At 50.1% G+C, this 23,143-nt stretch carries 22 protein-coding genes; 17 read left to right on the top strand and 5 right to left on the bottom strand.

What is annotated here, in order from left to right; genetic code table 11:
- The first annotated feature begins 16 nt into the window (after positions 1 to 16).
- The 8 genes from cysC to CRO03_RS08665 all read left to right on the top strand — a co-directional run bounded on the left by cysC (position 17) and on the right by CRO03_RS08665 (position 9,490).
- On the top strand, positions 17 to 637 hold the full coding sequence (gene cysC, locus CRO03_RS08700) for an adenylyl-sulfate kinase (protein WP_097111223.1): 621 nt from the start codon (positions 17 to 19) through the stop codon (positions 635 to 637).
- A gap of 302 nt (positions 638 to 939) precedes the next feature.
- Positions 940 to 2,109, top strand: a complete 1,170-nt coding sequence (locus CRO03_RS08695) for a nucleotide sugar dehydrogenase (RefSeq protein WP_097111222.1) — start codon at positions 940 to 942, stop codon at positions 2,107 to 2,109.
- Positions 2,110 to 2,330: 221 nt separating this feature from the next.
- Positions 2,331 to 3,233 (top strand): UTP--glucose-1-phosphate uridylyltransferase GalU, encoded by a 903-nt coding sequence (galU, locus tag CRO03_RS08690; RefSeq protein ID WP_097111221.1) that lies wholly within the window; start codon positions 2,331 to 2,333, stop codon positions 3,231 to 3,233.
- 114 nt (positions 3,234 to 3,347) lie between these two features.
- Positions 3,348 to 5,324: a polysaccharide biosynthesis protein gene (locus tag CRO03_RS08685; RefSeq protein ID WP_097111220.1), complete on the top strand. Its 1,977-nt coding sequence runs from the start codon at positions 3,348 to 3,350 to the stop codon at positions 5,322 to 5,324.
- Positions 5,325 to 5,418: 94 nt separating this feature from the next.
- Positions 5,419 to 5,799, top strand: a complete 381-nt coding sequence (locus tag CRO03_RS08680; protein WP_097111219.1) for a hypothetical protein — start codon at positions 5,419 to 5,421, stop codon at positions 5,797 to 5,799.
- Between the two features lie 132 nt (positions 5,800 to 5,931).
- A complete protein-coding gene (locus CRO03_RS08675; protein WP_097111218.1) occupies positions 5,932 to 6,627 on the top strand; it encodes a YjbF family lipoprotein in 696 nt (231 codons plus the stop codon).
- A complete protein-coding gene (locus tag CRO03_RS08670; RefSeq protein ID WP_097111217.1) occupies positions 6,624 to 7,382 on the top strand; it encodes a capsule biosynthesis GfcC family protein in 759 nt (252 codons plus the stop codon). Before CRO03_RS08675 ends, CRO03_RS08670 begins: the two co-directional genes overlap by 4 nt.
- On the top strand, positions 7,379 to 9,490 hold the full coding sequence (locus CRO03_RS08665; protein WP_097111216.1) for a YjbH domain-containing protein: 2,112 nt from the start codon (positions 7,379 to 7,381) through the stop codon (positions 9,488 to 9,490). Before CRO03_RS08670 ends, CRO03_RS08665 begins: the two co-directional genes overlap by 4 nt.
- Here CRO03_RS08665 and CRO03_RS08660 read toward each other — a convergent pair.
- Together CRO03_RS08660 and CRO03_RS08655 are read right to left on the bottom strand one after the other, a co-directional pair.
- Positions 9,487 to 11,052 carry a sensor domain-containing diguanylate cyclase gene (locus CRO03_RS08660; protein WP_097111215.1) on the bottom strand — a complete coding sequence of 522 codons (1,566 nt, stop codon included), beginning with the start codon at positions 11,050 to 11,052 and terminating at the stop codon, positions 9,487 to 9,489. The two genes, CRO03_RS08665 and CRO03_RS08660, sit on opposite strands and share 4 nt — an antisense overlap.
- 81 nt (positions 11,053 to 11,133) lie before the next feature.
- Positions 11,134 to 11,712 (bottom strand): thymidine kinase, encoded by a 579-nt coding sequence (locus tag CRO03_RS08655; protein WP_097111214.1) that lies wholly within the window; start codon positions 11,710 to 11,712, stop codon positions 11,134 to 11,136.
- 190 nt (positions 11,713 to 11,902) lie between these two features.
- Between CRO03_RS08655 and CRO03_RS08650 the strand changes: the two genes are divergently transcribed.
- The 3 genes from CRO03_RS08650 to CRO03_RS08640 all read left to right on the top strand — a co-directional run bounded on the left by CRO03_RS08650 (position 11,903) and on the right by CRO03_RS08640 (position 16,419).
- Positions 11,903 to 12,319 (top strand): MAPEG family protein, encoded by a 417-nt coding sequence (locus tag CRO03_RS08650; protein WP_097111213.1) that lies wholly within the window; start codon positions 11,903 to 11,905, stop codon positions 12,317 to 12,319.
- 112 nt (positions 12,320 to 12,431) lie between these two features.
- On the top strand, positions 12,432 to 15,173 hold the full coding sequence (locus tag CRO03_RS08645) for a S8 family serine peptidase (protein WP_097111212.1): 2,742 nt from the start codon (positions 12,432 to 12,434) through the stop codon (positions 15,171 to 15,173).
- A 37-nt stretch (positions 15,174 to 15,210) separates the two neighbouring features.
- The gene (locus CRO03_RS08640) at positions 15,211 to 16,419 is read left to right on the top strand and encodes a serine hydrolase domain-containing protein (RefSeq protein WP_245861550.1); all 1,209 of its coding nucleotides are present in this window, start codon (positions 15,211 to 15,213) and stop codon (positions 16,417 to 16,419) included.
- A 4-nt stretch (positions 16,420 to 16,423) separates the two neighbouring features.
- Here the strand turns inward: CRO03_RS08640 and rlmA are convergent, their stop codons facing one another.
- Positions 16,424 to 17,233: a 23S rRNA (guanine(745)-N(1))-methyltransferase gene (rlmA, locus tag CRO03_RS08635; RefSeq protein ID WP_170948973.1), complete on the bottom strand. Its 810-nt coding sequence runs from the start codon at positions 17,231 to 17,233 to the stop codon at positions 16,424 to 16,426.
- A gap of 117 nt (positions 17,234 to 17,350) precedes the next feature.
- Here rlmA and CRO03_RS08630 point away from each other — a divergent pair, with 117 nt between their 5' ends.
- From CRO03_RS08630 to CRO03_RS08610, 5 genes are all read left to right on the top strand, one after another.
- Entirely contained in the window at positions 17,351 to 17,674 is a 324-nt protein-coding gene (locus CRO03_RS08630; protein WP_097111210.1) for a DUF440 family protein, read from the top strand.
- A 69-nt stretch (positions 17,675 to 17,743) separates the two neighbouring features.
- Positions 17,744 to 18,376 (top strand): energy transducer TonB, encoded by a 633-nt coding sequence (locus tag CRO03_RS08625; protein ID WP_245861548.1) that lies wholly within the window; start codon positions 17,744 to 17,746, stop codon positions 18,374 to 18,376.
- Between the two features lie 68 nt (positions 18,377 to 18,444).
- A complete protein-coding gene (locus CRO03_RS08620; protein WP_097111288.1) occupies positions 18,445 to 19,041 on the top strand; it encodes a sigma-70 family RNA polymerase sigma factor in 597 nt (198 codons plus the stop codon).
- A complete protein-coding gene (locus CRO03_RS08615; protein WP_097111209.1) occupies positions 19,028 to 19,738 on the top strand; it encodes a hypothetical protein in 711 nt (236 codons plus the stop codon). Before CRO03_RS08620 ends, CRO03_RS08615 begins: the two co-directional genes overlap by 14 nt.
- Before the next feature lie 60 nt (positions 19,739 to 19,798).
- Positions 19,799 to 20,344, top strand: a complete 546-nt coding sequence (locus tag CRO03_RS08610) for a hydrolase (protein WP_097111208.1) — start codon at positions 19,799 to 19,801, stop codon at positions 20,342 to 20,344.
- 47 nt (positions 20,345 to 20,391) lie between these two features.
- On the opposite strand, the gene CRO03_RS08605 is transcribed toward CRO03_RS08610, so the two are convergent.
- Entirely contained in the window at positions 20,392 to 21,192 is an 801-nt protein-coding gene (locus tag CRO03_RS08605; RefSeq protein ID WP_097111207.1) for a S1/P1 nuclease, read from the bottom strand.
- Positions 21,193 to 21,195: 3 nt separating this feature from the next.
- Positions 21,196 to 22,059 (bottom strand): 23S rRNA (adenine(2030)-N(6))-methyltransferase RlmJ, encoded by an 864-nt coding sequence (locus tag CRO03_RS08600; protein WP_097111206.1) that lies wholly within the window; start codon positions 22,057 to 22,059, stop codon positions 21,196 to 21,198.
- A 131-nt stretch (positions 22,060 to 22,190) separates the two neighbouring features.
- Between CRO03_RS08600 and CRO03_RS08595 the strand changes: the two genes are divergently transcribed.
- Positions 22,191 to 23,105, top strand: coding sequence for a tRNA/rRNA methyltransferase (locus CRO03_RS08595; RefSeq protein ID WP_245861545.1), 915 nt, complete (start codon positions 22,191 to 22,193; stop codon positions 23,103 to 23,105).
- Positions 23,106 to 23,143: the final 38 nt, after the last annotated feature.

Genomic DNA, 23,143 nt, shown 5'->3' with positions numbered 1-23,143 from the left:
ATGATGGATTTAACAGATGAGTAGAAATATTGTCTGGCATAATGCCGCTGTCAGCCATACTGAGCGGCAGCACCGTAATGGCCACCAGCCTTGTCTATTGTGGTACACCGGCTTGTCGGGTTCGGGCAAGTCGACCATTGCCAATGCGGTAGACCGGCTGTTGTTTGATCTCGGCTGTCACACCTATTTGCTGGATGGCGACAATGTCCGTCATGGCCTGAATGGTGACTTAGGCTTTGATGATGCCTCGCGGGTTGAAAATATCCGCCGGATTACCGAAGTCAGCCGGCTGATGCTGGATGCCGGTTTGATAGTCGGTACTGCTTTTATTTCGCCGTTTATCGCCGACCGGGCCCAGGCCAAAGCGCTGGCCGGAAGCGCCTTTATCGAAGTATTTGTTGATACCCCGCTGAGCATTTGCGAGCAACGCGACCCGAAAGGCCTGTATAAAAAGGCCCGGGCCGGTGAAATTGCCCACTTTACCGGTATCAGCTCACCCTATGAAGCCCCCACCTCGCCAGATATTCACCTGCAAACTGCAGCGCTGAGCATTGAGCAGGCCGCCAGACAGGTTATCAGCCTATTACAGCAGCGCGGAATTCTTTGCCAGACACAGCTTCGCCAGCCAGCTAACTAAGCTGCGGCTGCAGGTAAAGCCGGTTGTCAGATTAAGCAGAAGTTCAGGCTGGTGCTGCAAATATGACCGCATTATTAATGTTTGCGGGCTATTTGCTTATTACTATTTGCTTTTTGGTATTCGCTTACTAATGGCACACACACGGTTTGTGATACAGCCATGCAGGTACATTGCAGCATAATACATTTCCAGAATTTGGGATAAATGCTATTATCGCCGGCTATTTTTACTGTGTATAGAATTTAAGTAGCCGGCACCGAATCTGATGCTGCTGGTTAACTGGAATAAGGACATTGATGACAATGTTAAAAGTCGCTATTGCCGGAACCGGCTATGTAGGGTTATCGAATGCGATGCTGCTGGCGCAGCACAATGCGGTAACGGCAATTGATATAGTGCCGGAAAAAGTGACGCTGTTAAATGCCCGGAAATCGCCTATTGAAGATAATGAAATTTCGGATTTCCTGGCCAATAAGTCACTGAATTTTACTGCCACCCTTGATAAGCAACAGGCTTATGCCGATGCTAATTTTGTTATCATTGCTACGCCGACCGACTACGATCCGGAAACAAACTATTTTAATACCAAGAGTGTTGAAGCGGTAATTACTGACGTCATGAACATAAACCCGGCTGCAGTAATGATAATAAAATCGACGGTGCCGGTAGGTTATACCGCCAGCGCCCGTGAGAAATTTGGCACCAGCAACCTGCTGTTTTCACCTGAATTTCTGCGTGAAGGCCGCGCCCTGTATGATAATTTGCATCCGAGCAGAATTATCGTCGGTGAACAAAGTGTCCGGGCAGAACAATTTGCTTTTATGCTGCAACAAGGCGCGGTAAAGCAGGATGTACCGGTATTATTTACCGACAGCACTGAAGCCGAAGCCATTAAGCTGTTTTCAAATACGTATCTGGCGATGCGGGTCGCCTACTTTAATGAATTAGACAGTTATGCTGAAAGCCATAGCTTAAACAGCCGGCAAATTATAGAAGGCGTTGGTCTGGATCCGCGCATTGGCAAGCATTACAACAACCCGAGTTTTGGTTATGGTGGTTATTGTTTACCCAAAGATACTAAACAGCTGCTGGCAAATTATAAAGATGTACCAAATAACATGATTCAGGCGATTGTTGAAGCCAACCGTACCCGTAAAGATTATATTGCCGACGCCATTCTGAAACGTAAACCGCAAGTTGTCGGCGTTTACCGGTTGGTGATGAAGTCTGGCTCCGATAATTTCCGGGCTTCCGCGATTCAAGGCATCATGAAACGCATCAAAGCTAAAGGCATTGAGGTAGTGGTTTACGAGCCTGAACTTAATGAGTCGGAGTTTTATCATAGCCGGGTGATTAAAGACCTGGCTGAATTTAAGCGGATTTCTGATGTTATTGTTGCTAACCGGCAAAGTGATGTGCTGGCTGATGTAACGGACAAGGTTTATACCCGGGATTTGTTTGGTAGCGATTAGACGGCGGTGACTAGCTTGCTGTGCAAGCCGTGACTAGTTGCCTGTGGCAACGGTGACGAGCTTACTTCGTAAGCGGTAACTTGTAGGCTCTGCCTAAGGTCACCAGGCCCTTTTGGCCGGTCACTGCTGCCTTTGGCAGCTCGTCACTAGCGACATAGTCGCGAGTCACGGCAGTTCAAACAGCGAAGTCGCGCGTCACGAATTTTAAGTTTGGAGTTTTGATGAAAGTAACAAAAGCAGTTATTCCAGTAGCGGGTTTAGGCACCAGAATGCTGCCTGCCACTAAGGCTATTCCAAAGGAAATGCTGCCAGTGGTTGATAAGCCGTTAATTCAATACGTGGTGCAGGAGTGTATTGCTGCTGGCATCAAAGAAATCGTGCTGGTTACCCACTCGTCTAAAAACAGTATTGAGAACCACTTTGATAAAAGCTTTGAGCTGGAGTCAATGCTGGAGAAACGGGTTAAACGCCAGTTGCTGGAAGAAGTACAAGCCATTTGTCCAAAGGACGTTACCATTATGCATGTACGGCAGGGCGAGGCGAAAGGTCTGGGCCACGCTGTGCTGTGTGCCCGGCCGCTGGTAGGTGATGCACCTTTTGCCGTATTGTTACCTGATGTGTTAATTGACAGCTACGACAGCGACTTAAGCCGGGATAATCTGGCGCAGATGAATCAGCTTTTTACCGCTACTAACGTCAGTCAGGTGATGGTAGAACCCGTGCCGATGGCCAGTATTTCCAGTTATGGTGTCGCTGATGTTGATGGGCATGCGTTGCAGGTAGGTGAGTCTGTCGGTATGACGGCAATTGTTGAAAAACCACGCCAGGAAGAGGCACCTTCTAACCTGGCCGTCGTTGGCCGCTATGTTTTTACTCCCGATATCTGGCCGGCATTGCAACACACGCCGCTGGGAGCGGGTGATGAAATACAATTAACCGATGCTATTGCAATTTTAATGAAGACGCAGCCGGTTAATGCTTATCATATTGTTGGCCGCAGCCACGATTGCGGCAATAAGTTAGGCTACATGCAGGCTTTTGTTGAATACGGTTTACGTGATAGCAGCCTGGGTGCAGATTTTAAAAACTGGCTACAGCAAGTTGTTATTAAAAAAATTAAGTGATTGAGTTGATAACGAATTGCCTGTAACTATGAGAGATATACTGCTAATGTTATATTCGATTTCGATTATTTATGGTGGATTACAAGCTGTGCCGCCTCGGGTTGGGAGTGTTAAATGCTAGCTTGGTTACTGGCGCTGCCACGTTCTGTAAAACGACTTATTTCTGTTTGTGTTGACCTGGTTTTTTTGATTGGGGCACTGATTTCTGCTTATTTTTTAACCCAGAATGGTGATGTTGCCAGCGTTGCCGACATTGCCATATCGTTTGCGGTTGCCTTGCCTGTTACCTTAGTTATTTTTATTAAGCTGGGCCTGTACCGGGCAGTTATTCGTTATATAGGGCAACATGCGCTGGGCGCAGTGCTTACTGGCATTGTCAGCAGTGCTTTTGTGCTGGCGCTGGCGTTTGCTGTACTAGGCGTGCACGATAAAGGTAACCTGATTTTTGTTTACGCTATTCTGGCGTTAATAAGCTCAGGCGGGGTGCGATTACTGGCCAGAATGTTTTTGGTACAGCGCAATAATAATCATAAAACCCGGGTGCTGATTTATGGTGCCGGCTCGTCTGGCCGGCAACTGGCGCATGCGCTGCTAAATGGTGAGCAATATCACCCGGTCATGTTTATTGATGATGACACCACGTTACAGCGCTCGACCATTCTTGGCATACCTGTTGGTTCACCGTCGCAGATAACGGCGCTTATTAAAAGTAAAAATATCAGCAGAGTGTTACTGGCATTACCGTCAGCCAGTCGGGCACGCCGGCGCGAGGTGCTGGATGCGTTGGACGAATTACCAATTCCGGTGCAGTCGATACCCGGCATGAGCGACCTGGTTGATGGCACGATGCGAATTGATGAGTTGCAAGACGTCAAAATTGAAGATTTGCTAGGCAGGGATTCAGTTGCCCCCAAAAGCAAATTAATGAATGCGGATATCAAAGAAAAAGTAGTAATGGTAACTGGCGCCGGTGGCTCTATTGGCTCAGAGCTGTGCCGCCAGATCATTCGTTATGAACCGACCATGCTGGTGTTGTTTGAGCTGTCAGAATTTGCGCTTTATAACATCGAGCAGGAACTGACGGCATTAATTAAACGTGACGAGCTTGAGGTAGAGTTGGTGCCAGTTATGGGCACTGTGCAGCGGCAAAACCGGCTGGAAACGGTAATGCGCACGTTCTCAGTTAATACCGTATACCACGCTGCAGCGTATAAACATGTGCCCCTGGTTGAATACAATGTAGTGGAAGGTGTACGGAATAATGTGTTCGGCACCTGGTATACTGCAGAAGCCGCGATTAAAGCCAAAGTTGATACCTTTGTGCTGATTTCCACAGACAAAGCCGTGCGGCCAACCAATGTAATGGGTGCGTCGAAGCGGCTGGCAGAATTGGTGTTGCAGGCTCTGGCCGAGCATCAGAACACTACCCGCTTTTGTATGGTGCGGTTTGGTAATGTGCTGGGTTCCAGTGGCTCGGTGGTACCGTTGTTTCGCGAGCAAATACGTAAAGGCGGGCCGTTAACAGTAACCCATAAAGATATTATTCGTTATTTTATGACGATACCTGAGGCCGCACAGTTGGTTATTCAGGCCGGTGCCATGGGCAAAGGCGGTGATGTATTCGTACTGGATATGGGGGAGCCGGTTAAAATTGCGGATTTAGCACGGCGAATGATTCACCTGATGGGGCTGGAAGTCAAAGATGAAATTCATCCAAATGGTGATATCGAGATCCAGTACAGTGGCCTCAGACCTGGCGAGAAGTTATACGAAGAGCTGTTAATTGGTGAAAATGTGCGGCAAACCGATCACAGCCGGATTATGGCGGCTGACGAAGTGTTCCTGAGCTGGCCGGAAATGGTCCATTTACTGGCCAGGTTAGATCAGGCCTGTGAAGAATTTGCGGTTGAAAAAATTATCGAGTTAATTCGAACCGCGCCTACTGAATTTAACTACAGCTGTGCGACCAGTGATTTAGTGGTAAGGGCGGCCTGTGATGTGGCAAATGCCAGCCAGATTGCTGCTGTAGCGCTTGATAATTTAGCCACGGCTAACAAGGCCTCCCGCCTTGTTAGGAAACAAATTGCATAATGTAATTTTTTAGTAATTCCGGTTGAGTATCGTTGGTGTTTAGTTTAAGCTTCTGCCATATCGGAATTTTATTTTGTTAATTGAGGGACAGACTATGAAAAAATTAGTTGTTGCTGCTGCGGTTGCTCTGGCATTTGGCGCCGGTTCAGTTGTTGCGCAAGACCAGGCAGGTGGTGCCGGTGCATCAGGTAGTACTATTGGTGGTGTTTCTGCCGAGAAAGTGGGCGCCGCCGCAGTAGGTGTGCTGGTTGCTGCAGCCATTATTTCTAATAATAGCGGTACTACTTTACCAATAATTCCACCGCCGCCGCCACCGCCAGGTGAAGGCTGTGAAGGTAATGATCCATTAGTAGATGGTGAGTGTGTCGGTACAACCACTACCGTTACTGTAACAGGTACGGGTACCGGTACCAATACTGGCACTACAACTGCCACAGTTCCAGTTACATTTACTTACGCGCCAAGTGTACAGTAAATAGTCGACGTGTTAAAAGGCCGCCAGCAGGCGGCTTTTTTATTGCAATTTTAATCGTTTTTTTCTCGCAATGTCGCGGTTAAAGGCGATTTTAATGCTATTTGTCGGTATGCTTAGCCTAATGATAATCAGATGAATGTAAACGTGATACGCAACTTAATTCTAATACTGAGTTTTGCGCTGCTAACGGGGTGCGCCGGAACCTACCGGGCATATATCGATACTCTCAGTTATGCTTTCAGCCCCCAATCTGGTGCCAGTTTAACCCTTGAGCAAGTTAATGCATCAACGTCTGATTTAATGTATTTGCGCCATGGTGAGCGGCCGCAGATAGTTATGGCGCTGGCGTTTATTGAGCAGGGACAGCAAAAGTGGGTTTCGGCTGACCAGGTTGTGTTTGTGATTGAGCAGGGCCGGCTGGTCCGCAGTGCCGGACTAAGTAATGACTTACTGTATCTTACCAACCGGACGGCAGACCCGTTAAAACGTTTACCGGGTGAGTTATTCCGGGCCGACTGGCTGCGCCTGGCTGATTGGCGTTATGGAGAATATGGTTATCAGATCAGTTCTGACTTTAAAGCCGCTGGTCAGCAGCAACTGCAGTTTTTTGGCAACAACATCAGCACCCAGGTTTTTGAAGAATATCTGACTTATCCGAACCAGGCGAACTTTGCCGGTGCCGCAACGTCCTGGCGAAATACCTATTGGTTCGACAGTGCCAGTGGTCTGTTGTTGCAAAGCCGCCAGCAATTAACACCGCAAACTGAACCGATGGTAATGACCTATATCAGCCGGGTTGGCCGCGTGCTGAAGGAGCGTGGTTTATGATTGCTGTTTGCCGTCGATATGGGTTAATTAGTTTGCTGGCGCTTACCGGTCTTTTTAGCGTCAAATCCGGGGCCGCCGAGGCAGTGGTGACTGTGCAGTTTAAAGGTCAGTCATATTTGTACCAGCAGCAACCGCGGCTGGCTGATGTATTAGGACCTGTTGCACTGACCGAGGATTGGTACTGGCCGGCAAGTGCGCTGTACAGGGTTGATGCCGCAGAAGCTGAGACGCTTCGTGACGATATCATTCAGCGGCTTACTGCCCTTAAAGGTAAATGGCAGCAAGACTCCAGCTATCAGAATACAATTGAACAGTTAACCTTCCAGCTTAAGCAATGGCAGCTAGGCCAGCGGATAGACATCGCTATTGACTATGATTTGGCCCGCTTAAAACCTGCCGCTAATCCGCAATTTCAGCCCGGCCGGTATTTACTGACATTAACTGACCGACCGCAGCACATTGTTGTTTTCGGTCTGGCGCGGGCAGAGCGGATCACCCACTATGGCAATGCTTCAGTCCCGGTATATGCCGGGCAACTGCGACGGCTGGCCGGAAGCAGCCAAAACTGGTTATATATCTTACAACCCGATGGTGCTGTAATTAAAGCCGGTATAGCGAGCTGGAACCAGCAGCATAATGAACTTATGCCTGGTGCTCAGTTATTTGTGCCTTTTGATACCCACTTTTTTGGTGATGAGTTTGCTGAAATTAACCAGGCTGTGATAGCGCTCGCCAGACACAGGGTGTTGCAATGATTTGTGCTTCGCGTAATTTTCTGAGTAAAGGTTTAGCCGTTGCTTTAGTGATGCTGACGGCTAATGCAACAGCAAGTAGCCCATTTCAACAGCAGCCTGCGGGTTATTCCCAGGCGGTCAGGGGCGGTACGGGGTTGATCCAGACCCCGACTGCCAGAATGGCGCCAGAGGGCAACTTGTCGATGAACTACAGCGACAATGAAGAGTATCGCTTCTGGTCGGTGAGCATTCAGCTGTACCCCTGGCTGGAGTCGACGGTACGCTATACCGATGTCAGAACCCGTTTGTATAGTGACTCTCCCGGCTTTAGCGGTGATCAGACATTGAAAGATAAAGGCATAGATGTCAAATTCCGGTTACTGGAAGAAAGCCGCTATTTACCGCAGCTGGCGCTGGGCTTTAACGATTTTGGTGGTACCGGTTTTTTTGAAAGTGAGTTTGTTGCGTTAAGCAAGCGTTGGGGCCCACTGGATTTTCATCTGGGCATGGGGTGGGGCTATTTGGGTACTGCTGGCAATACCTTAAATCCGTTTTGTGAAATACGGGACAGTTTTTGTAGCCGGCCCGGCGGTTTTAGCGGTTCCGGCGGCAAGATTGATTATCAGCGGTTTTTCAAGGGCCCGGCTTCGTTGTTTGCTGGTGTCGCGTATCAGACCCCCTGGCAGCCCTTGAAGCTAAAGCTTGAATATGAAGGCAATGACTACTCAGAAGACAGAGCCGGGGTATTGCCGCAGGACAGTCGCTGGAATATTGGTGCGGTGTACAACTGGGGTAATTTTGATTTTAATCTGAACTATCAGCGCGGTAATACGGTAGGTTTTGGCGTCAGTTATGCGATGAATATTCATAACGTACGGCAGATTAAAATTGAACAACCGCCAAGGCCGGTAAGCGCCATCCCTAATGATATCGACTTTCTAGAGGTGAATCGGGCTCAACTGGTGCAGGATTTATTTCATGAAGCCGGCTTTCTGGTTCGTCGCTCGCAACGCACTGCAGATGAAATAACTTTGTATGGTAATCAGCTTGCCTATCGTGATTACGAAGTGGCGAATGAAAGGATCGGCCGTATTCTGGCTGCCGTTTTACCGTCCAGTATCAAACGCTATCGGATAGTTAATTTTAATGGTCAGATACCGATGGTTGAAACGGTAATTGATGCTGAGCAGTTTATTACCGTGGCCAGCTATCAGGGGTTCGAAAATGATATTCGCTCCAGTTATGTGCGCAGTGATGTCAGCAACGATACCCTCGCCAATTATAAGCCGGGCGAGGTTTCCGGTTTTGCTACCGGTATGGAAACGTTCTGGATCCAGACCTTTGGTAGTCCGGAATCCTTTTATATGTATCAGGCCGGGGTTATTTTTACCGCAGGTTACAACGTTAACCGCACCACCTCGTTGCAGGGTTCAGCAAAAGTAACCTTGTTTGAGAATTTTGATAAGTTTAATTTTAAGGTCGATGCCCTGGATACCCCTTTGCCGCGTGTTCGTACTTACATACGTGAATATGTGACGCGCAGCCGGGTGCAGTTAGATAATTTGTATGGGCATTGGCAGGACCGGTTGGCGCCGAATCTTTATGGCCAGGTTTACGCAGGTTATCTGGAAACGATGTTTGGTGGTGTGGGTGGCGAGTTGCTGTACCGGCCGGTAGACTCTAACCTGGCCTTTGGTTTTGATATTAACTATGTTCAGCAACGGTCATATGAAAATGATTATGACTTTTTTGACTACAAAGTACTGACGGGACACGCCAATATTTACTGGCAACCATCGTTTTTAGAGGACACTTTGCTCACCTTTAATATTGGCCGCTTTCTGGCTAAAGATAAGGGCGTTAATATCGATTTTGCCAAACGCTTCGACAGCGGAATTATTGTCGGTGCTTATGCTGCTATTACTGACGCATCGTCTGCCGATTATGGTGAAGGTAGTTTTACCAAAGGCTTTTATGTGTCTATCCCGTTTGATTTGTTTTCATTAAAGCCAGCGATTGGCCGCGGCAAATTGCCCTGGATCCCGATATCGCGGGACGGAGGTCAGGCCCTGAACAGACCTAGTTTATTGTATAACTCGACCGGAGCCCGTTCGCCATTTCAGGACTAGCTGGCGCTGATAATGGTATTGCGACCAGCTGCTTTGGCCTGATAAAGCGCCTGGTCGGCTTTGCTGAGCATATGTTTTGCACTGGTATTTTTATCGGCGATAACACTGTAACAGCCGATACTGGCCGTCAGGTAGCTGGCGATGTCTGATTGGCTATGGCGGATTTTCAGCTCTTTGATATGTTGCTGTACCCGCTCCGCTACCTCAAGACAGGCTTCACTGTCAGTGGCAGGCAGGATCAGGGCAAACTCTTCACCACCATAACGGGCTGCAACCTCGCCCTGGCGGCGCGCTTCTTTACGAAGCGCTGCGGCAACCTGTTGTAATGCTTCATCGCCGGCCTGATGACCATAGTGGTCGTTGTAGGGTTTAAATAAATCGATATCCAGCAATATTAAGCTTAGCGGTAACTTGCTGCGGGCGCTGCGTTGTAGTTCTTCCAGCAGTTTCTCATCGAAATGGCGCCGATTTGCCAGGCCGGTCAGTCCGTCCTGATTAGCCTGCTTTTGCAGCTCCTGATTTGCACTCAATAACTGTTGTTGGATTTGTTGCAACGACACCCGGTAATTAACATTCTGAATGCTGTTGGCAATCATTTCACCGACCAGTTTAATCCGGCGTAAATCGTTGCTGGTCCAGTTACGCTGGCGGGCCACCATATCGCAGCCAACAAAACCAATTAATTGCTTGCCGGCCAGCATAGCGGTGCACAGCACTGAGCGGATATCTTCGTTATTAAACTCCTGCTGCTCGCTGCTGGCTTCCGGCGGCAACTGACTGACATCCGCAACTGCGAAAATATGGTCTTGCTGAATTTTATCAAAGAAATAGGGTAAAGCATGGTCCGGGATTTGCTGCAGGTTTTCTTTGTGGGCAGTAACCCCCTCCCGCACCCATTCATGGGTATTACTCATTTCGGTTAGGTTATCATTAAACTGAAACAGATAACTGCGATCGGCATGGCAAAACTCACCCAGTGCCGCGAGCGCGTCTTCAACATGCTGATCCAGTGCTTCACTGCTGACATTGATTAACTCGGTAGAGATAAGTGACATTAACTTGTCAAACGCCAGCGCTTCCTCCAACTCAGCGATATCGGTGCTTTGAACGGCGTTTTTATCGCCGCTTTTATCGACCTTATGGGTGTCTGGCGAAGGAGCAGCAGCCGTGTTGTCAATCGTCTCCTGCATAGGGCAGAGGGTAACAATAATGGTATTGCCTAAACTGAATTGTAATTTTATCAGCTGGCTTTGCAGCATATAAGGCGAGCTGGTGCCGTTGATATCGAGTAATACCGGTTGGCGTATTTCCGTACCACCTAATGCCATAAGCAAGGGGTTACTTAACAAACTTATTTTATTGTGCTGCTGATCCAGTAGCCTGATTTCAGACAGCTGCGACAGCTTAAGCGGTTTTTTTTCCGGTTGAATAATACCCAGCAGTTTACATGCGGTTTCATTGGCAAAAATATCCGCTTTAGCGCTCTCCTTGTAGAGTAGCGCCACCGGTAATTGTTCCAGAATGGCCCAAAAATGGGGATAAGCGTCTGAGTTCTCTGCCATAAATCACTATAGTTGTTTTTTCTTACTATAACGGATTGAGCGCTTATGGCAACTTTGCTGGCCGGAGAGAGCGGCTTAGGGCTATTGCCAGACCAACTGTTTAAAATGCTGGCGGCACATTGAGACATAGCTTTCATTACCACCTATTTGCACCTGGCTGCCGGCCGTGGCGGCGTTGCCATCGGCATCCAGCCGCACCACAAAATTCGCTTTGCGGCCACAATGACAAATGGTTTTCAGCTCAACTAATTTGTCGGCCCAGGCCAACAGGGCTTCGCTGCCGGCAAAGGTTTCGCCCAGAAAGTCGGTGCGCAGGCCAAATGCCAACACCGGAATACGCAACTCGTCAACAATATCGGTGAGCTGGCGTACCTGAGCTTTACTGAGAAACTGCGCTTCATCAATCAGCACACAGTCCAGCCTGCCTTCTGCTTTAAGCTGCTGCACATGCGAACTAAAATTAAACTGCGGGTCAAAGATATGGGCGTCCATTGCCAGGCCAATCCGCGAACTGACTTTACCCAGACCAAAGCGGTTATCCAGGGCAGCGGTGTAAATGGCAACGGTCATGCCCCGTTCCTGATAGTTATAAGCGCTTTGCAGTAAAGAAGTGGATTTGCCGGCATTCATTGCCGAGTAATAAAAATACAGTTGGGCCATTGGCCAGGCTCCTGAAAACCAGTCTGAAAATTGACGGCTAAGAATAGCGAAAGCGGCCAGGACTGTAAACGCCGGTGGTAATGGCCCGCTTTAACGGTCGGGCATTGGCTTTAATTGCAGTAACGGGCATACTTTGCCCGGTGCACAGATATAGCACAAAAAATACTTAATAATCTGACAGGAAAAACTGATGGAAAAATTGATGTTACTGCCCGTGTTTGCCCAGGTATTGCTAACCAGTGTAGTGATGATTTTAATGGGCCGGCGGCGGATTAAGGCGGCAAAAAGCAAAGAAATAAATATGAGCGCCTTTCGCACCATGGATTTAACCGGTGCCAACGAGCAGGTGATTGCCACCAGCCGTAATTTTGATAATCAGTTTCAGATGCCGATGCTCTACATCTTTAGTGTGTTGTTCTGCTTACAGCTTGGCCTGGCAGATTTAACATTTCTGGTAATGAGTACGGTATTTGTGGCATTGCGTTACTGGCATACCATTGTTCATATCGGTAGTAATAACGTGCGGTTGCGCTTTCGGGTGTTTTTGCTCGGCTGCCTGGTGCTATGGCTGATTTGGATCCGCCTGCTGGTGCTGGCGTTTATTTAAGCCGGCTTACCCTGCTAAATGGTTTTATGCATCGGATAAGCCTGTTAAGGCGTATAGTTTGTTATACCTGAAATTTAGCATGCAGACACTAAACTGATAGCGGGGTGACGTAATGCCGAAGTATCTGATACTGCCACTATTGCTGGTTGTTGTGGTTATTGTTAGTTCACCGCTGGCAGCCAAGCCAACCCGGTTGATTGTTGCCACTGATCAGGCGTATGTCACTGTTGACCAGCAGGAAGTGGCAACCATGCAGCGCCGGTTTATCAGTAACTATACCAGCAACTATGCCAGTAAATATGCCAGCAGGGTAGATGTTGTCGGTTATCAGGGCCAGCGGTCTGCTGCTTCTGGCTTGCTAAGGGTTACCCTGGATGATGCGGCAACGCTACCGCAGGCATTAGCCTACTATCGCCAGTTGCCTGGGGTTCGCTTTGCCGAGCCTGACTATCCGCTTTATAAACAGCAAACGCCGGACGATCCTCAGTTCAGCCAGCAATGGCATCTTAGCCAGCTACAGGGTATTAATGCGCCGCAATTCTGGCAGCAGACAACCGGCGACCCGCAATTAGTGGTAGCGGTCATTGATACTGGCGTGAGCTACCAGCACCCCGATTTGCAGGCCAACTTATGGCGAAACCCGGCAGAGACCAGCAATGGTCTGGATGACGATGGCAATGGCTATATTGACGATATTTTCGGTATTGATAGCGCAAACAACAACAGTGATCCGATAGATAAAGACGGCCACGGTACCCAGATAAGTGGCATTATCAGTGCGGCAACCAATAATGGCCTGGGTGTGGCCGGCGTTAACTGGCAATTGCAGGTACTTAATTGCAAGTTTCTGGATGAGACGGGCACTGGTTTTGTCAGTGATGCCATTGAGTGTCTGGATTATGTGCTGGATTTAAAACAGAACCGTGGTGTCAATATTATTGCCAGCAACAACTCATGGGGTGGAGCGGGTGAGTCGCAGGCATTGTATGAGGCCATTGCCCGGCATCAGCAGGCCGGTATCTTGTTTATTGCCAGTGCCGGCAATAGTGGCAACCAGAGCCCCTTGTATCCGGCGGCTTACGATTTAGCGAATATTATCAGTGTCGCTGCGCACGATCAGCAGCAAAATAAGGCATCGTTCAGCAACTATGGCCGGGAGTGGGTTGATGTCACTGCACCTGGTGTCGGCATCTTAACCACCGATTTAGAGAATAGCTACCAGGCCGTTGCCGGCACGTCGATGGCTGCACCCGTGGTAAGCGGTTTGGTTGGGTTACTAAAAGCCGCAGAGCCGGGCCTCGACTGGCGGGCACTGCGGGCCAGATTGTTGCTTAGTGGCAAAGTCAGCGATGATCCGCTGATTACCGACCATACACTGAGCGGTAAATTGCTGCTGGCCAGTCGCAGCGAAGCCAGCCCGGCGGCTGATCGCGGCGTGCTGGAGTGTCAGCCAGCTGCTGCGCGACGTATTTTACCCGCGCCTGATACGCTGTATCTGCTGCCCGGCAGTACCCTGGATATAAAGGTGCTGAGTATCGATTGTGATGGTAACAGTGCGTTACCCACCGTAACCGATAATCAGAGTGGTGAGCAGATTGCCCTGACTGAAACAGCGGACAATCCGGATGGTATTTTTAGCGGCCAGTGGCTGTTTGCCGGTCAGGCAACCGGGCTGCAATTCGCCGACTCGCTGGTGAGGGTATTGCCCCGCAATGATGACTATTGTACTGAACGTAACAACCTTGATGTTCCGCTACCGCAATGCAATGCGCTGGTGCAGCTGTACTACGATACTCTGGGCCAGAGCTGGCTTAATAACGACGGCTGGCTTGACCCTGATAGCGCAATATGTGACTGGACAGGGGTAAGTTGCAGCAACGGTCAGATAACTGCCCTGGATTTAAGCAACAACAACCTTAGCGGTGAGTTGCCGGCCGCATTAAGCGGCCTGAGCGCAGTAACTGAACTGGATTTAAGCTTTAACAGTCTGAGCGGTAGTTTCCCCGGGGTACTATTGCAACTTACTACATTGCAACGTTTAAGCTTATGGCAAAACGGTTTTTCCGGTACCATTCCCTCGTCAATAAGTGAACTCAGTGGCCTGCGCCAGCTTGATTTGTCATTTAATAACTTCAGTGGTGGCTTGCCAGCCAGCATTGGCCAGTTAAGGGGTTTGCAGCGCTTGTTTGTTGAGTCTAATCAGCTGGCCGGTGCGGTGCCGGCGGAGCTGGCTGCGCTGACTAATTTACAGGTGCTGTGGTTGGCGGATAACAATTTTAGTGGTACCTTGCCGCAGAATTTTATTGAACTGGCCAGCGTAACGGCGTTCAGTTACCAGAATACTGAGTTGTGTCCGCCCCGTAATCTGGCATTTTCCAGCTGGCTGGCGGGTATTGCCACGCTGGAGCGCAACACCAATTGCGCCAACAGCAGCCCGCAGGTAACGACGCCAGAGAGTATTTCGGCGAACAGTGGCAGCACAGTGCAATTGCAGGCAACGGCAACTGACAGCGACAATGACTTTTTACGTTATCGCTGGCAGCAACTTTCCGGACCGACGGTAACATTAGCGAATGCGACCAGTCAGACAGCCAGCTTTACCGCGCCAACCGTTGGCAGCAGCACCAGTCTGGTGTTCAGCTTTACCGCTGATGATGGGGTTAGCCAGAGCAGCAGTAACAGCACGGTGCAGATAAACCCTGCTGCCGGCGGCGGCACTGGCGGCGAAGGCGGTACTTCGGGTAGCGGTGGCAGTAACGGCGGGTTAAGTGTTGCTTTGTTGCTACTGTTGCTGGGTGGCAGAGCCCTTGCAGGCTGGCGAAGTGCCGGTGGCGGCCAGTATAAACAATTTTGAGGTTATTTTGATTCGGGTATTTTTAGCTGTAGTACTATTGAATTTAATCTTGGCCTGGCCAGCACCAAGCCAGGCTGAGCAAGCCGCTAGCGGGCAGCTTGCTGAAAAAACGGTTGCCACCGGCTTACTTGCAACCGAATTAGCGGACTTTGACCGCTACTTTAACGAGCAGATGGCTGAGCACAATATTCCCGGTGCGGCTTATGCGGTGGTGTATCAGAACAAAATTATCAGTGCCAAAGGCTATGGTGTCAGAGATATCGATAGCGATGAGCCTGTAGATCCCTTCACTGTTTTTCGGATTGCGTCTGTCTCTAAGACTTTTGCAGCCGGCCTGGCCAGCCTGCTGGAAGAGCGCGGTCACTTTAAGTGGGATGAGTCGGTGGTGCAATATATACCGGAGTTTTCATTTAAAAATGCGCTGTACAATCCGCAGCTGAAAATAGAGCATTTGTTGTCGCAAAGCAGTGGGGTAATGCCCAATGCCTACGACAATCTGATTGAAGCGAATATTGTGCCTGAGCGGATAATGCCTCATTTTCAGAAAATAGACCCGTTGTGTAATCCGGGCCAGTGTTATGGTTATCAGAATGTGCTGTTTAGCTTAATTGAGCCGATAATCAGCCAGACCACCAGCAGTGATTACGCCAGTTTACTGAAGAAAAACATTTTTGAGCCGCTGCAGCTACCCACCGCTTCTGTCGGCTTAGAAGCTTATTTACTGAACGAGAACCGCGCCAGCCCCCACATCCGGGCCCGTGGCCGCTGGCATTCGCGCAATGTAAACCAAAGTTACTATCGGTTTGCGCCGGCGGCAGGGGTGAATGCCAGTGTCATTGATTTAAGCCACTGGCTGATTGCCCAGTTAGGCTATTACCCGCAGGTTATGCCGCAAAAGGTGCTGGATAAAATTATTGAAAAACGGGTTAAAACGCCGCGTGATTTACGCCGGGCGCAGTGGCGTAATTATATTAGTGATGCGCATTATGCGCTGGGCTGGCGGGTGTATCAGTTTGGCACTGAGCAACTTATATATCATGGTGGCTGGGTGCAGGGCTTTCGGGCGGAGCTGGCCTATTCGCGCGAGCGTGAACTGGGGCTGGTGATATTGCTGAACGCCGAGTCAAATGTAATAAATCAACTGACCCCCCGGTTCTGGGCTGCGATGTTTGCAACCTTACAGCAGCAGGATAAAGCCCGGCTGGCAAAATGCACGGTAAATTCCGCCGGCCAAACCCAGTGCTAACGGTTTAGCTGAGAACGTGTTCTGACTGATAGACATCGAGCAGGAAGTCGATACTGATAGTGCGGGTGGCGGCAATAAAGGCCTGGCGTGTTTCGCTGGTGAATTTCCAGGCCAATGGCACCATTTGCAGCAGGTTATCCAGCTGCTGTGGCTCGCTAATATTCAGCTGGTAGCTTAATTGTTGCCGCTGAATATGGCTAAAACCCGGCTCGTCTTTAATCTGATCACTGTGCAGTTTTACTTCGTGATATACCGCTTGCTTCATTTCAAGCAAATGGTTTGGCCCGGGGTTAACACTGATCAGCCGGCCCTGAGGCTTGATAACCCGCTGCAGCTCGCTGTTATCTGACGGGGCGTAAATCCGGATAATACTGTCAAAGCTGTTATCGGCAAAGGGCAGCTGGTAAGCACTGGCCACGGCAAAGTCGATAGCCGGGTAGTGACGGGCTGCATATTTGACCGCCGCTTTAGAAATATCGATGCCAGACAGCCGGATTGCCTGCTCCGATGCCTGCTGCAGACGGCCGCTGTAATAACCCTCGCCACAGCCTAAATCCAGCACAGTTGCCGCTGCCGCCTGTAATACCAGCTTATTCACCGCATCTGACAGTGGCTGATATGCTGCACTTTCTAAAAACGCCCGGCGGGCATCGATCATCAGTTTATTATCGCCGGGATCTTTCGAGTTTTTTTGCTGCACTGGCAGCAGGTTAACATAGCCCTCTTTGGCAAGATCAAAACTGTGGTTACTGGCACAGCGATACTGGCGGCCGGTTAACGGTAATGGCTGGCGACAAAGTGGGCAAATATACATGTTAAAATCCGCTGTGATAAACGGGCGCAGTGTAACAGCTTGGCAGCTTTGCGCGCAAAGGCTTGCTATAATGCCGGCAATATTACCCGAGTAAATCGATTTACCAAGGCAGGAACTATGCAAGGTTTAGAATTATGGTCGCTGGATGAGCTGTGCGATCACGCGTTTGATATTTTTGAAGAGTTGGCCGCCGATAACCTCAGCGCCGAAGACTATACCCAGTATCAGCAGCAATATGAGCAGCGGGGCTATGTTGATCTGGTATTGCCCGGAGCAGAGTGGGTAGAGCTGATAATGCAGGATTTAGAGCCAGAGCTGCACTACGAGGCGCAGATTGGCTTAACCGGGCTGGATGGTAACCCGGACAAAGTGCTGGCCCGTATTTTACTAAGCCGCGAAAAACACGATGGCTTGTGTCATGCCCAATGGCGTGGACAGTAAAAAAACTAAACTAATTTAACCCCTTGTTTCATCCTCCGGCGTCTAATTATTAAATACGGAGGATGTCCTATGCAAAATATCAGTTATGCCAACCCTTTCACCACCCTGAACCGGATGATCAGCAGTATGCTGCTGGCAGCGCTGGTTACATTCAGCCTGTTTGCCATTATGTACCTGCTGATAAAGCCACCGCTTGCAGAACGTCCGATAGTGACAGCATTGCCAATAGTTGAACTGTTTATTAACCCGGAAGACCCGCCGGTAGTGGTAAAGCCGTTACCGACACCGCCACCGCCTGTTGTACCGCCCGAGCAGGCACCACGTACGCCAGTGGAAGTGACTAATGTCGTTACTCCGGGACCAGGTTTTACCATTACGCCACCACAACTGAAAACTGACCTGAGCAGCTTTGGCTCGGATATGGATAAAACCGCGACGCCAGTGGTGCGGGTTGAGCCGCGTTTTCCGGTAGAGGCGTTGCGGGATGGTATTAGTGGCTGGGTGAAATTACGGTTCAGCATAGATGAAAGTGGCAGCGTTACTGATGTTGAAGTACTGCAGGCCGAGCCCAGAGGCGTATTTGACCGTGAAGCTGCAAGGGCACTGCGCCGTTGGAAGTATCAGCCACAAGTAATTGATGGTAAAGCAATTCGCCAGACAAATTTGCAGGTAGTACTCGATTTTACTGTTGATGCTGGCTAAGCTCAGAACAGGCACCAGAGGTTGTTGAGCTGCAATGGTCAGCAGTCGCTAACAGAAGGATGTGGCTTATGGCATGGCCTGTAATACTTGCGCCCTGGTTTAACCGCAGCAGTTGTGCCGATGAGCTGATGCACCAATTTCAGCAAAGTGGTCAGCTGCAGTGGCTGGAGCAGCTGATTATGCAATGCGGTGATGATTTATATCACTTTCTATTGCGTCAGGCTGATGCCGAGCTGGCTGCTGATATCAGCCAGCAATGCTGGTTAAAAGTACTGGAAAACCGCCATAGTTACCGGGCAGAAAGCCGGTTTAAAACCTGGCTGTTTACCCTGGCCAGAAATGCCCTGGTAGATGAACTACGTAAACAGCAACGCTGGCAGTTTACTGAGTGGCAGGATGGCCAGACGGGCGGGCAGGCTGACAGTAGCTGCCGGGATAATATGGCTGAGCAGCTGGCAGGCTTGCAACAGCAACAGCGGCTGGCCGCCGGCTTAGCGGCGCTGCCGCTGCTGCAACGTGAAGCGATATTGTTGCAGTTAGAAGAGTTTAGCCTGGACGATATCGCCCATATAACCGGCGAGCTGCCAGAGACCATTAAAAGCCGTTTACGCTACGCCCGCGAGCGTTTAGCCCACTTTATGGGAGAGGATAATGTCAAAATTTGATTCTGACACTGCGTCAGCTGGTGTTGAACCTCATAGTGGGCAATTGCCTGACGAGCAGCTAAGCAAAGCATACCAGGCGCTTAAAGCAGAGCAGCCACTGCCCGGCGCAGTAAAACAACGGATTATGCGCCAGGCAAAACAAGCAAACAGCCAGCGAAACTGGCGCTCGTGGTGGTATTTTTCCCAGCTGGCGCTGGGCTGTGCGGCTTTAGTCTTAGTGCTGAGCTGGGTTAACCCTGCTAAGCTACCTGCATACTATCAGATTGATACCATAACCCATATGGCGGCTGACAACAGTACGGCAACGCATGTGCAGTGGCACCATTTAACGGCCCCGGCCGCCGGCGATCCTGCAGTAATAAGTGAAACAACTAACGAAACAACAATTGCCCGGCAGCGCTTACAGACTCTGCAGGCACAGCAGAAACAGTTACTGCGTGCCGGCGAGCTTAGCAGTGCCATGCAGCGCGAGGTGGGATTGCTGACCCGGCATAAAGATTCATGGCAGATTGCAATGTGCGATAATTTGCAGCTTAATGTGGCAATCGAGCTGGTACAGCAACTTAATGCATTAATGCAGCTTGAACCGGTACCCCAACCGCAGTGGGTTGAACTGCAGTTTGCGCCAAGCGGCCATATTCTGGCCATTGCGGCGCTGAAACCAACTGCAGCTGCCAGTCAGTGCCCGGCGACGTAATGCGCAGGACTGCAGCAGCAACTTTTATTGACAGACAAGGCTAACAAGTGTGGACGGCTAATGTTATTACAGGCTAACGACAGTATGGTGCTGCTGATTGATATTCAGCAGAAACTGGCACCGGCAATATATGAAACCAAAGAAGTAGAGCAGGCGGCTGCCTGGGTGTTACAGGTGGCGTTGCAACTGGATGTGCCATTACTGGCGACAGAGCATTACCCGAAAGGACTGGGCCATACGGTGCCGAGTTTGCGCGAGTTGCTGCCAGATGAAGCGGTATTGGAGAAAATTCACTTTAGTGCCTGCCGTGATTTAACTATCCAGCAAAAACTGGCGGCGCTGGGCCGGCGCCAGATAGTGGTAATTGGTACCGAAAGCCATGTTTGTGTGCTGCAAACGGTATTTGATTTATTAGCGGCCGGCTATCAGGTCTTTGTGGTGGCAGAGGCTGTCGGCTCGCGTACCCCTGAGAACAAGCAGTTAGCAGTTAGCCGGATGCAGCAGGCCGGCTGTCAGATAATCAGCAAAGAAATGCTGGCTTTTGAATGGCTGGAGCGGGGCGATCACGAGAGCTTCCGCCAGATCAGTAAAGGCTGGATCCGTTAGTTCAGGCTGGCTGATTTATTCTGCAAAGAACCTATTCTGCAAAGAGCCTATTCTGCAAATAGCCTATCAAGGGTGGCAGCGAGGCGCACTGCCGCCTGCAGCAGGCGCCGCTCCAGCGTGGCCTGATGTTTTGCCAGGTAGTTATCATCTATCAGCATGCCCGGCCGGTATTCCTGATACAGGCCGATGGTGATTTTGGCCGATTCGTTGGTCCAGGCCATTAACCCGCTTTGTTGCCACTGCTGTTGCTGTGCCTCGGTCAGGCTGGCAAACAACTGGTGTTGTTTTTCTGGTTCGTTATAGCCAAGTTTAGTCAGCATATTGCTATCCCAAACCCCATGTAAGTTGGAAGGCTCGCCATAAAAATACACTGCGGTGCGGTTACCCCCTAAATCATCGGCGAAGCTGACATGCAATGGTTGGTGTAAATCGCTGATGTAGTGGCTTAAAAATAGTAACGCCTGCCAGTCTTGCTGCTCTTGTTGCAGCCGCTGTTGCATATCTTCAATGGCTGATACCACACAGCCGACTTTTGGGCAGTGCTCCCGGGTAACAATGGTTTCGCCACGCTGCAAATTGATATAGTGGTGCGGTTTGGTCCAGGCAAATTTCTCTTCTGAGCGAACTTCATCGGGCCAGACACAGGCCGGCCCAAAGCTCTGATAAGGGGTTGCCTGTATTAGCTTATCAAGCTTGTGGCGGGTGGCAGGCTGAATTAACTGATAACTCATGTCGCAGATCATAATATGGCCGGACCGGCCAAACGCCTGACTGTCGGCAGACATCAGTAACAGTGAAGCTGCGATGATATAAGCCGCCATTTTGGTCATAACCCGGACAAGCATCATTATTTACTCTCCAACTAACTGGCTGACTTGCCAGAGCAGTCTGGCCGCTTCAGGGGTTGCCGGCGTTGGCTCGGCCAGTAAGGGGGCCAGTTCGTTCAATGCTTCGCGCATTGAATCGGCCAAAGTGTAAGGCGGATTTATGACAAGCATACCGCTGCCGCTCATGCCAAAGCCGGCTTTGTCGGGGCAGGGACAATATTCAATTCGCAGCTGGTTTTTAATTCCGGTCGCTACTATGGCTGAAATAAAGGCTTCTACCGCCGGCCGTTCAATTACCGGGTACCAGATAGCGTAAGTCGCCTGCGGGAAGCGACGGTAGGCTTCGCTCAGGCCGGCGACCAGGTCAGTGTATTCGGTTTTCAGCTCGTAGGGCGGGTCCAGCAACACCAGACCACGTTTATCCAGCGGGGGCAGCATGGCTTTAAAGCCGGCATACGCATCGATGTTTTCAATCCGGCTACGGCGTCGTCTGGCAAACTGGCTTTGCAGAATGGGGTAGTCGCTGGGGTGCAGCTCGGTGGCCTGAATGGTATCTTGCGGGCGCAGCATTAGCGCGGCAATTTTCGGTGAGCCGGGGTAAAAAGCCAGGCTGTTATCCGGGTTCAGGTTTTTAATCAGTGCTAAATACCGGGCCAATGGCGCTGACGTTGGCTGATATTGCCATAGCCGGCCAATACCCTGCTGGTATTCGGCGGTTTTCTGGGCATGTTCACTGCCAAGGCTATATAAACCCGCGCCAGCGTGGCTGTCGTGATAACACAGCGGTTTATCTTTTTGCAGCAAATAGTCGAGAATAGTAACCTGCACCAGATGTTTTAACACATCGGCATGATTGCCGGCATGATAACTATGACGATAACTGAGCATACTGTTCTGGCCCTGTTTTGCTGACAATTAGAATAATGTCGCCAAGGATACTGGGGTAGCTGAAAAATACAAGTAATAGCGCGGTAGCGATGCTAAAATTGGCGTCATTTCGCGCGATGCAGGACATTTCAATGGTTGATAAACCAAAACGCGCTGGCCGCAGCCAGCAGCAGCGTCACCCCAAAGCCGCCAACAACGATTTACAGAAAAACCCGCTGCAAAAGCCATGGCTGAAAAAATCACCAGCCAGTAAGGCCGCTGCCAGCGATAAGAATGCTAATAAAAATAGCGTAAAGGCCGCTCGTCCCTCTGCATACCCTGATGAGAGCAAAGTCTATGGCGACAATGCCTGCCGGGTGTTGTTCAGCCAAAGGCCTGAGGCCATTATCCGTTTATATATATCGCAGCAAATGGCCCCCAAATTTGCTGATGTGATGAAGTACCTGGCCGCGGAGAAAAAAGCGTATCATATTGTTGATGACACCGAGCTGGAGAAGGTTGCGGCAAGCCAGCACCATGGCGGCATAGTGTTGCTGGTTAAACGTAAGCCTGTTAGCAGTGTCGCCAGTTACCTGAGTAAAACAACGGCCCGCCGGGAATGTTTACTGGCGCTGGATGGCGTGGGTAACCCGCATAATTTGGGTGCAATTGCCCGCACTTGCGCTCATTTTGGGGTTACCGGCATTATCATGCGCGAGCCGCAGTTGCTGCAATCGGGTGCGGCACTGCGTACAGCTGAGGGCGGCGGGGAATTTATCAGCCCGCTAAGCTGTGATGATATGCCGCTGGCACTGCAGCTGTGTAAGCAAGCGGGTTACAGTCTGGTAACCACGTCCAGTCATGGCGGTCAGTCGCTGTATAAAACAGCACTGCCGCAAAAGGTGGTAATCGTATTTGGCGAAGAGATGTTTGGCGTATCAAAAGCCGTCGCCAGCAGCGCTGATATTGCGTTGCAAATTCCTGGTAGCGGTAAAGTAGAATCGCTGAACGTCAGCGTCGCAGCCAGTCTAATAGTAGGCGAGTGGTACCGCCAGCATCTTGGTTAGAATCTGGAGTGAGCATCAATGCTTATCTATGCAATATT

It is taken from the genome of Arsukibacterium tuosuense (assembly GCF_900215315.1).
GTDB lineage: Bacteria > Pseudomonadota > Gammaproteobacteria > Enterobacterales > Alteromonadaceae > Alishewanella > Alishewanella tuosuense.
Note: the sequence above shows the minus strand (reverse complement) of the source record. Positions and strands in the feature narration are given on the sequence as shown.

Bases quoted from the DNA above. Each gene is read 5' to 3' on its own strand.
- CRO03_RS08625 (WP_245861548.1), top strand. From the start codon at position 17,744: ATGCAAAATATCAGTTATGCCAACCCTTTCACCACCCTGAACCGGATG.
- cysC (WP_097111223.1), top strand. From the start codon at position 17: ATGAGTAGAAATATTGTCTGGCATAATGCCGCTGTCAGCCATACTGAG.
- CRO03_RS08645 (WP_097111212.1), top strand. From the start codon at position 12,432: ATGCCGAAGTATCTGATACTGCCACTATTGCTGGTTGTTGTGGTTATT.
- CRO03_RS08595 (WP_245861545.1), top strand. From the start codon at position 22,191: ATGGTTGATAAACCAAAACGCGCTGGCCGCAGCCAGCAGCAGCGTCAC.
- CRO03_RS08660 (WP_097111215.1), bottom strand. From the start codon at position 11,052: ATGGCAGAGAACTCAGACGCTTATCCCCATTTTTGGGCCATTCTGGAA.
- CRO03_RS08600 (WP_097111206.1), bottom strand. From the start codon at position 22,059: ATGCTCAGTTATCGTCATAGTTATCATGCCGGCAATCATGCCGATGTG.
- CRO03_RS08695 (WP_097111222.1), top strand. From the start codon at position 940: ATGTTAAAAGTCGCTATTGCCGGAACCGGCTATGTAGGGTTATCGAAT.
- galU (WP_097111221.1), top strand. From the start codon at position 2,331: ATGAAAGTAACAAAAGCAGTTATTCCAGTAGCGGGTTTAGGCACCAGA.
- CRO03_RS08605 (WP_097111207.1), bottom strand. From the start codon at position 21,192: ATGATGCTTGTCCGGGTTATGACCAAAATGGCGGCTTATATCATCGCA.
- CRO03_RS08615 (WP_097111209.1), top strand. From the start codon at position 19,028: ATGTCAAAATTTGATTCTGACACTGCGTCAGCTGGTGTTGAACCTCAT.
- CRO03_RS08620 (WP_097111288.1), top strand. From the start codon at position 18,445: ATGGCATGGCCTGTAATACTTGCGCCCTGGTTTAACCGCAGCAGTTGT.
- CRO03_RS08675 (WP_097111218.1), top strand. From the start codon at position 5,932: ATGAATGTAAACGTGATACGCAACTTAATTCTAATACTGAGTTTTGCG.
- CRO03_RS08650 (WP_097111213.1), top strand. From the start codon at position 11,903: ATGGAAAAATTGATGTTACTGCCCGTGTTTGCCCAGGTATTGCTAACC.
- CRO03_RS08610 (WP_097111208.1), top strand. From the start codon at position 19,799: ATGTTATTACAGGCTAACGACAGTATGGTGCTGCTGATTGATATTCAG.
- CRO03_RS08665 (WP_097111216.1), top strand. From the start codon at position 7,379: ATGATTTGTGCTTCGCGTAATTTTCTGAGTAAAGGTTTAGCCGTTGCT.
- CRO03_RS08655 (WP_097111214.1), bottom strand. From the start codon at position 11,712: ATGGCCCAACTGTATTTTTATTACTCGGCAATGAATGCCGGCAAATCC.
- rlmA (WP_170948973.1), bottom strand. From the start codon at position 17,233: ATGTATATTTGCCCACTTTGTCGCCAGCCATTACCGTTAACCGGCCGC.
- CRO03_RS08680 (WP_097111219.1), top strand. From the start codon at position 5,419: ATGAAAAAATTAGTTGTTGCTGCTGCGGTTGCTCTGGCATTTGGCGCC.
- CRO03_RS08685 (WP_097111220.1), top strand. From the start codon at position 3,348: ATGCTAGCTTGGTTACTGGCGCTGCCACGTTCTGTAAAACGACTTATT.
- CRO03_RS08670 (WP_097111217.1), top strand. From the start codon at position 6,624: ATGATTGCTGTTTGCCGTCGATATGGGTTAATTAGTTTGCTGGCGCTT.
- CRO03_RS08630 (WP_097111210.1), top strand. From the start codon at position 17,351: ATGCAAGGTTTAGAATTATGGTCGCTGGATGAGCTGTGCGATCACGCG.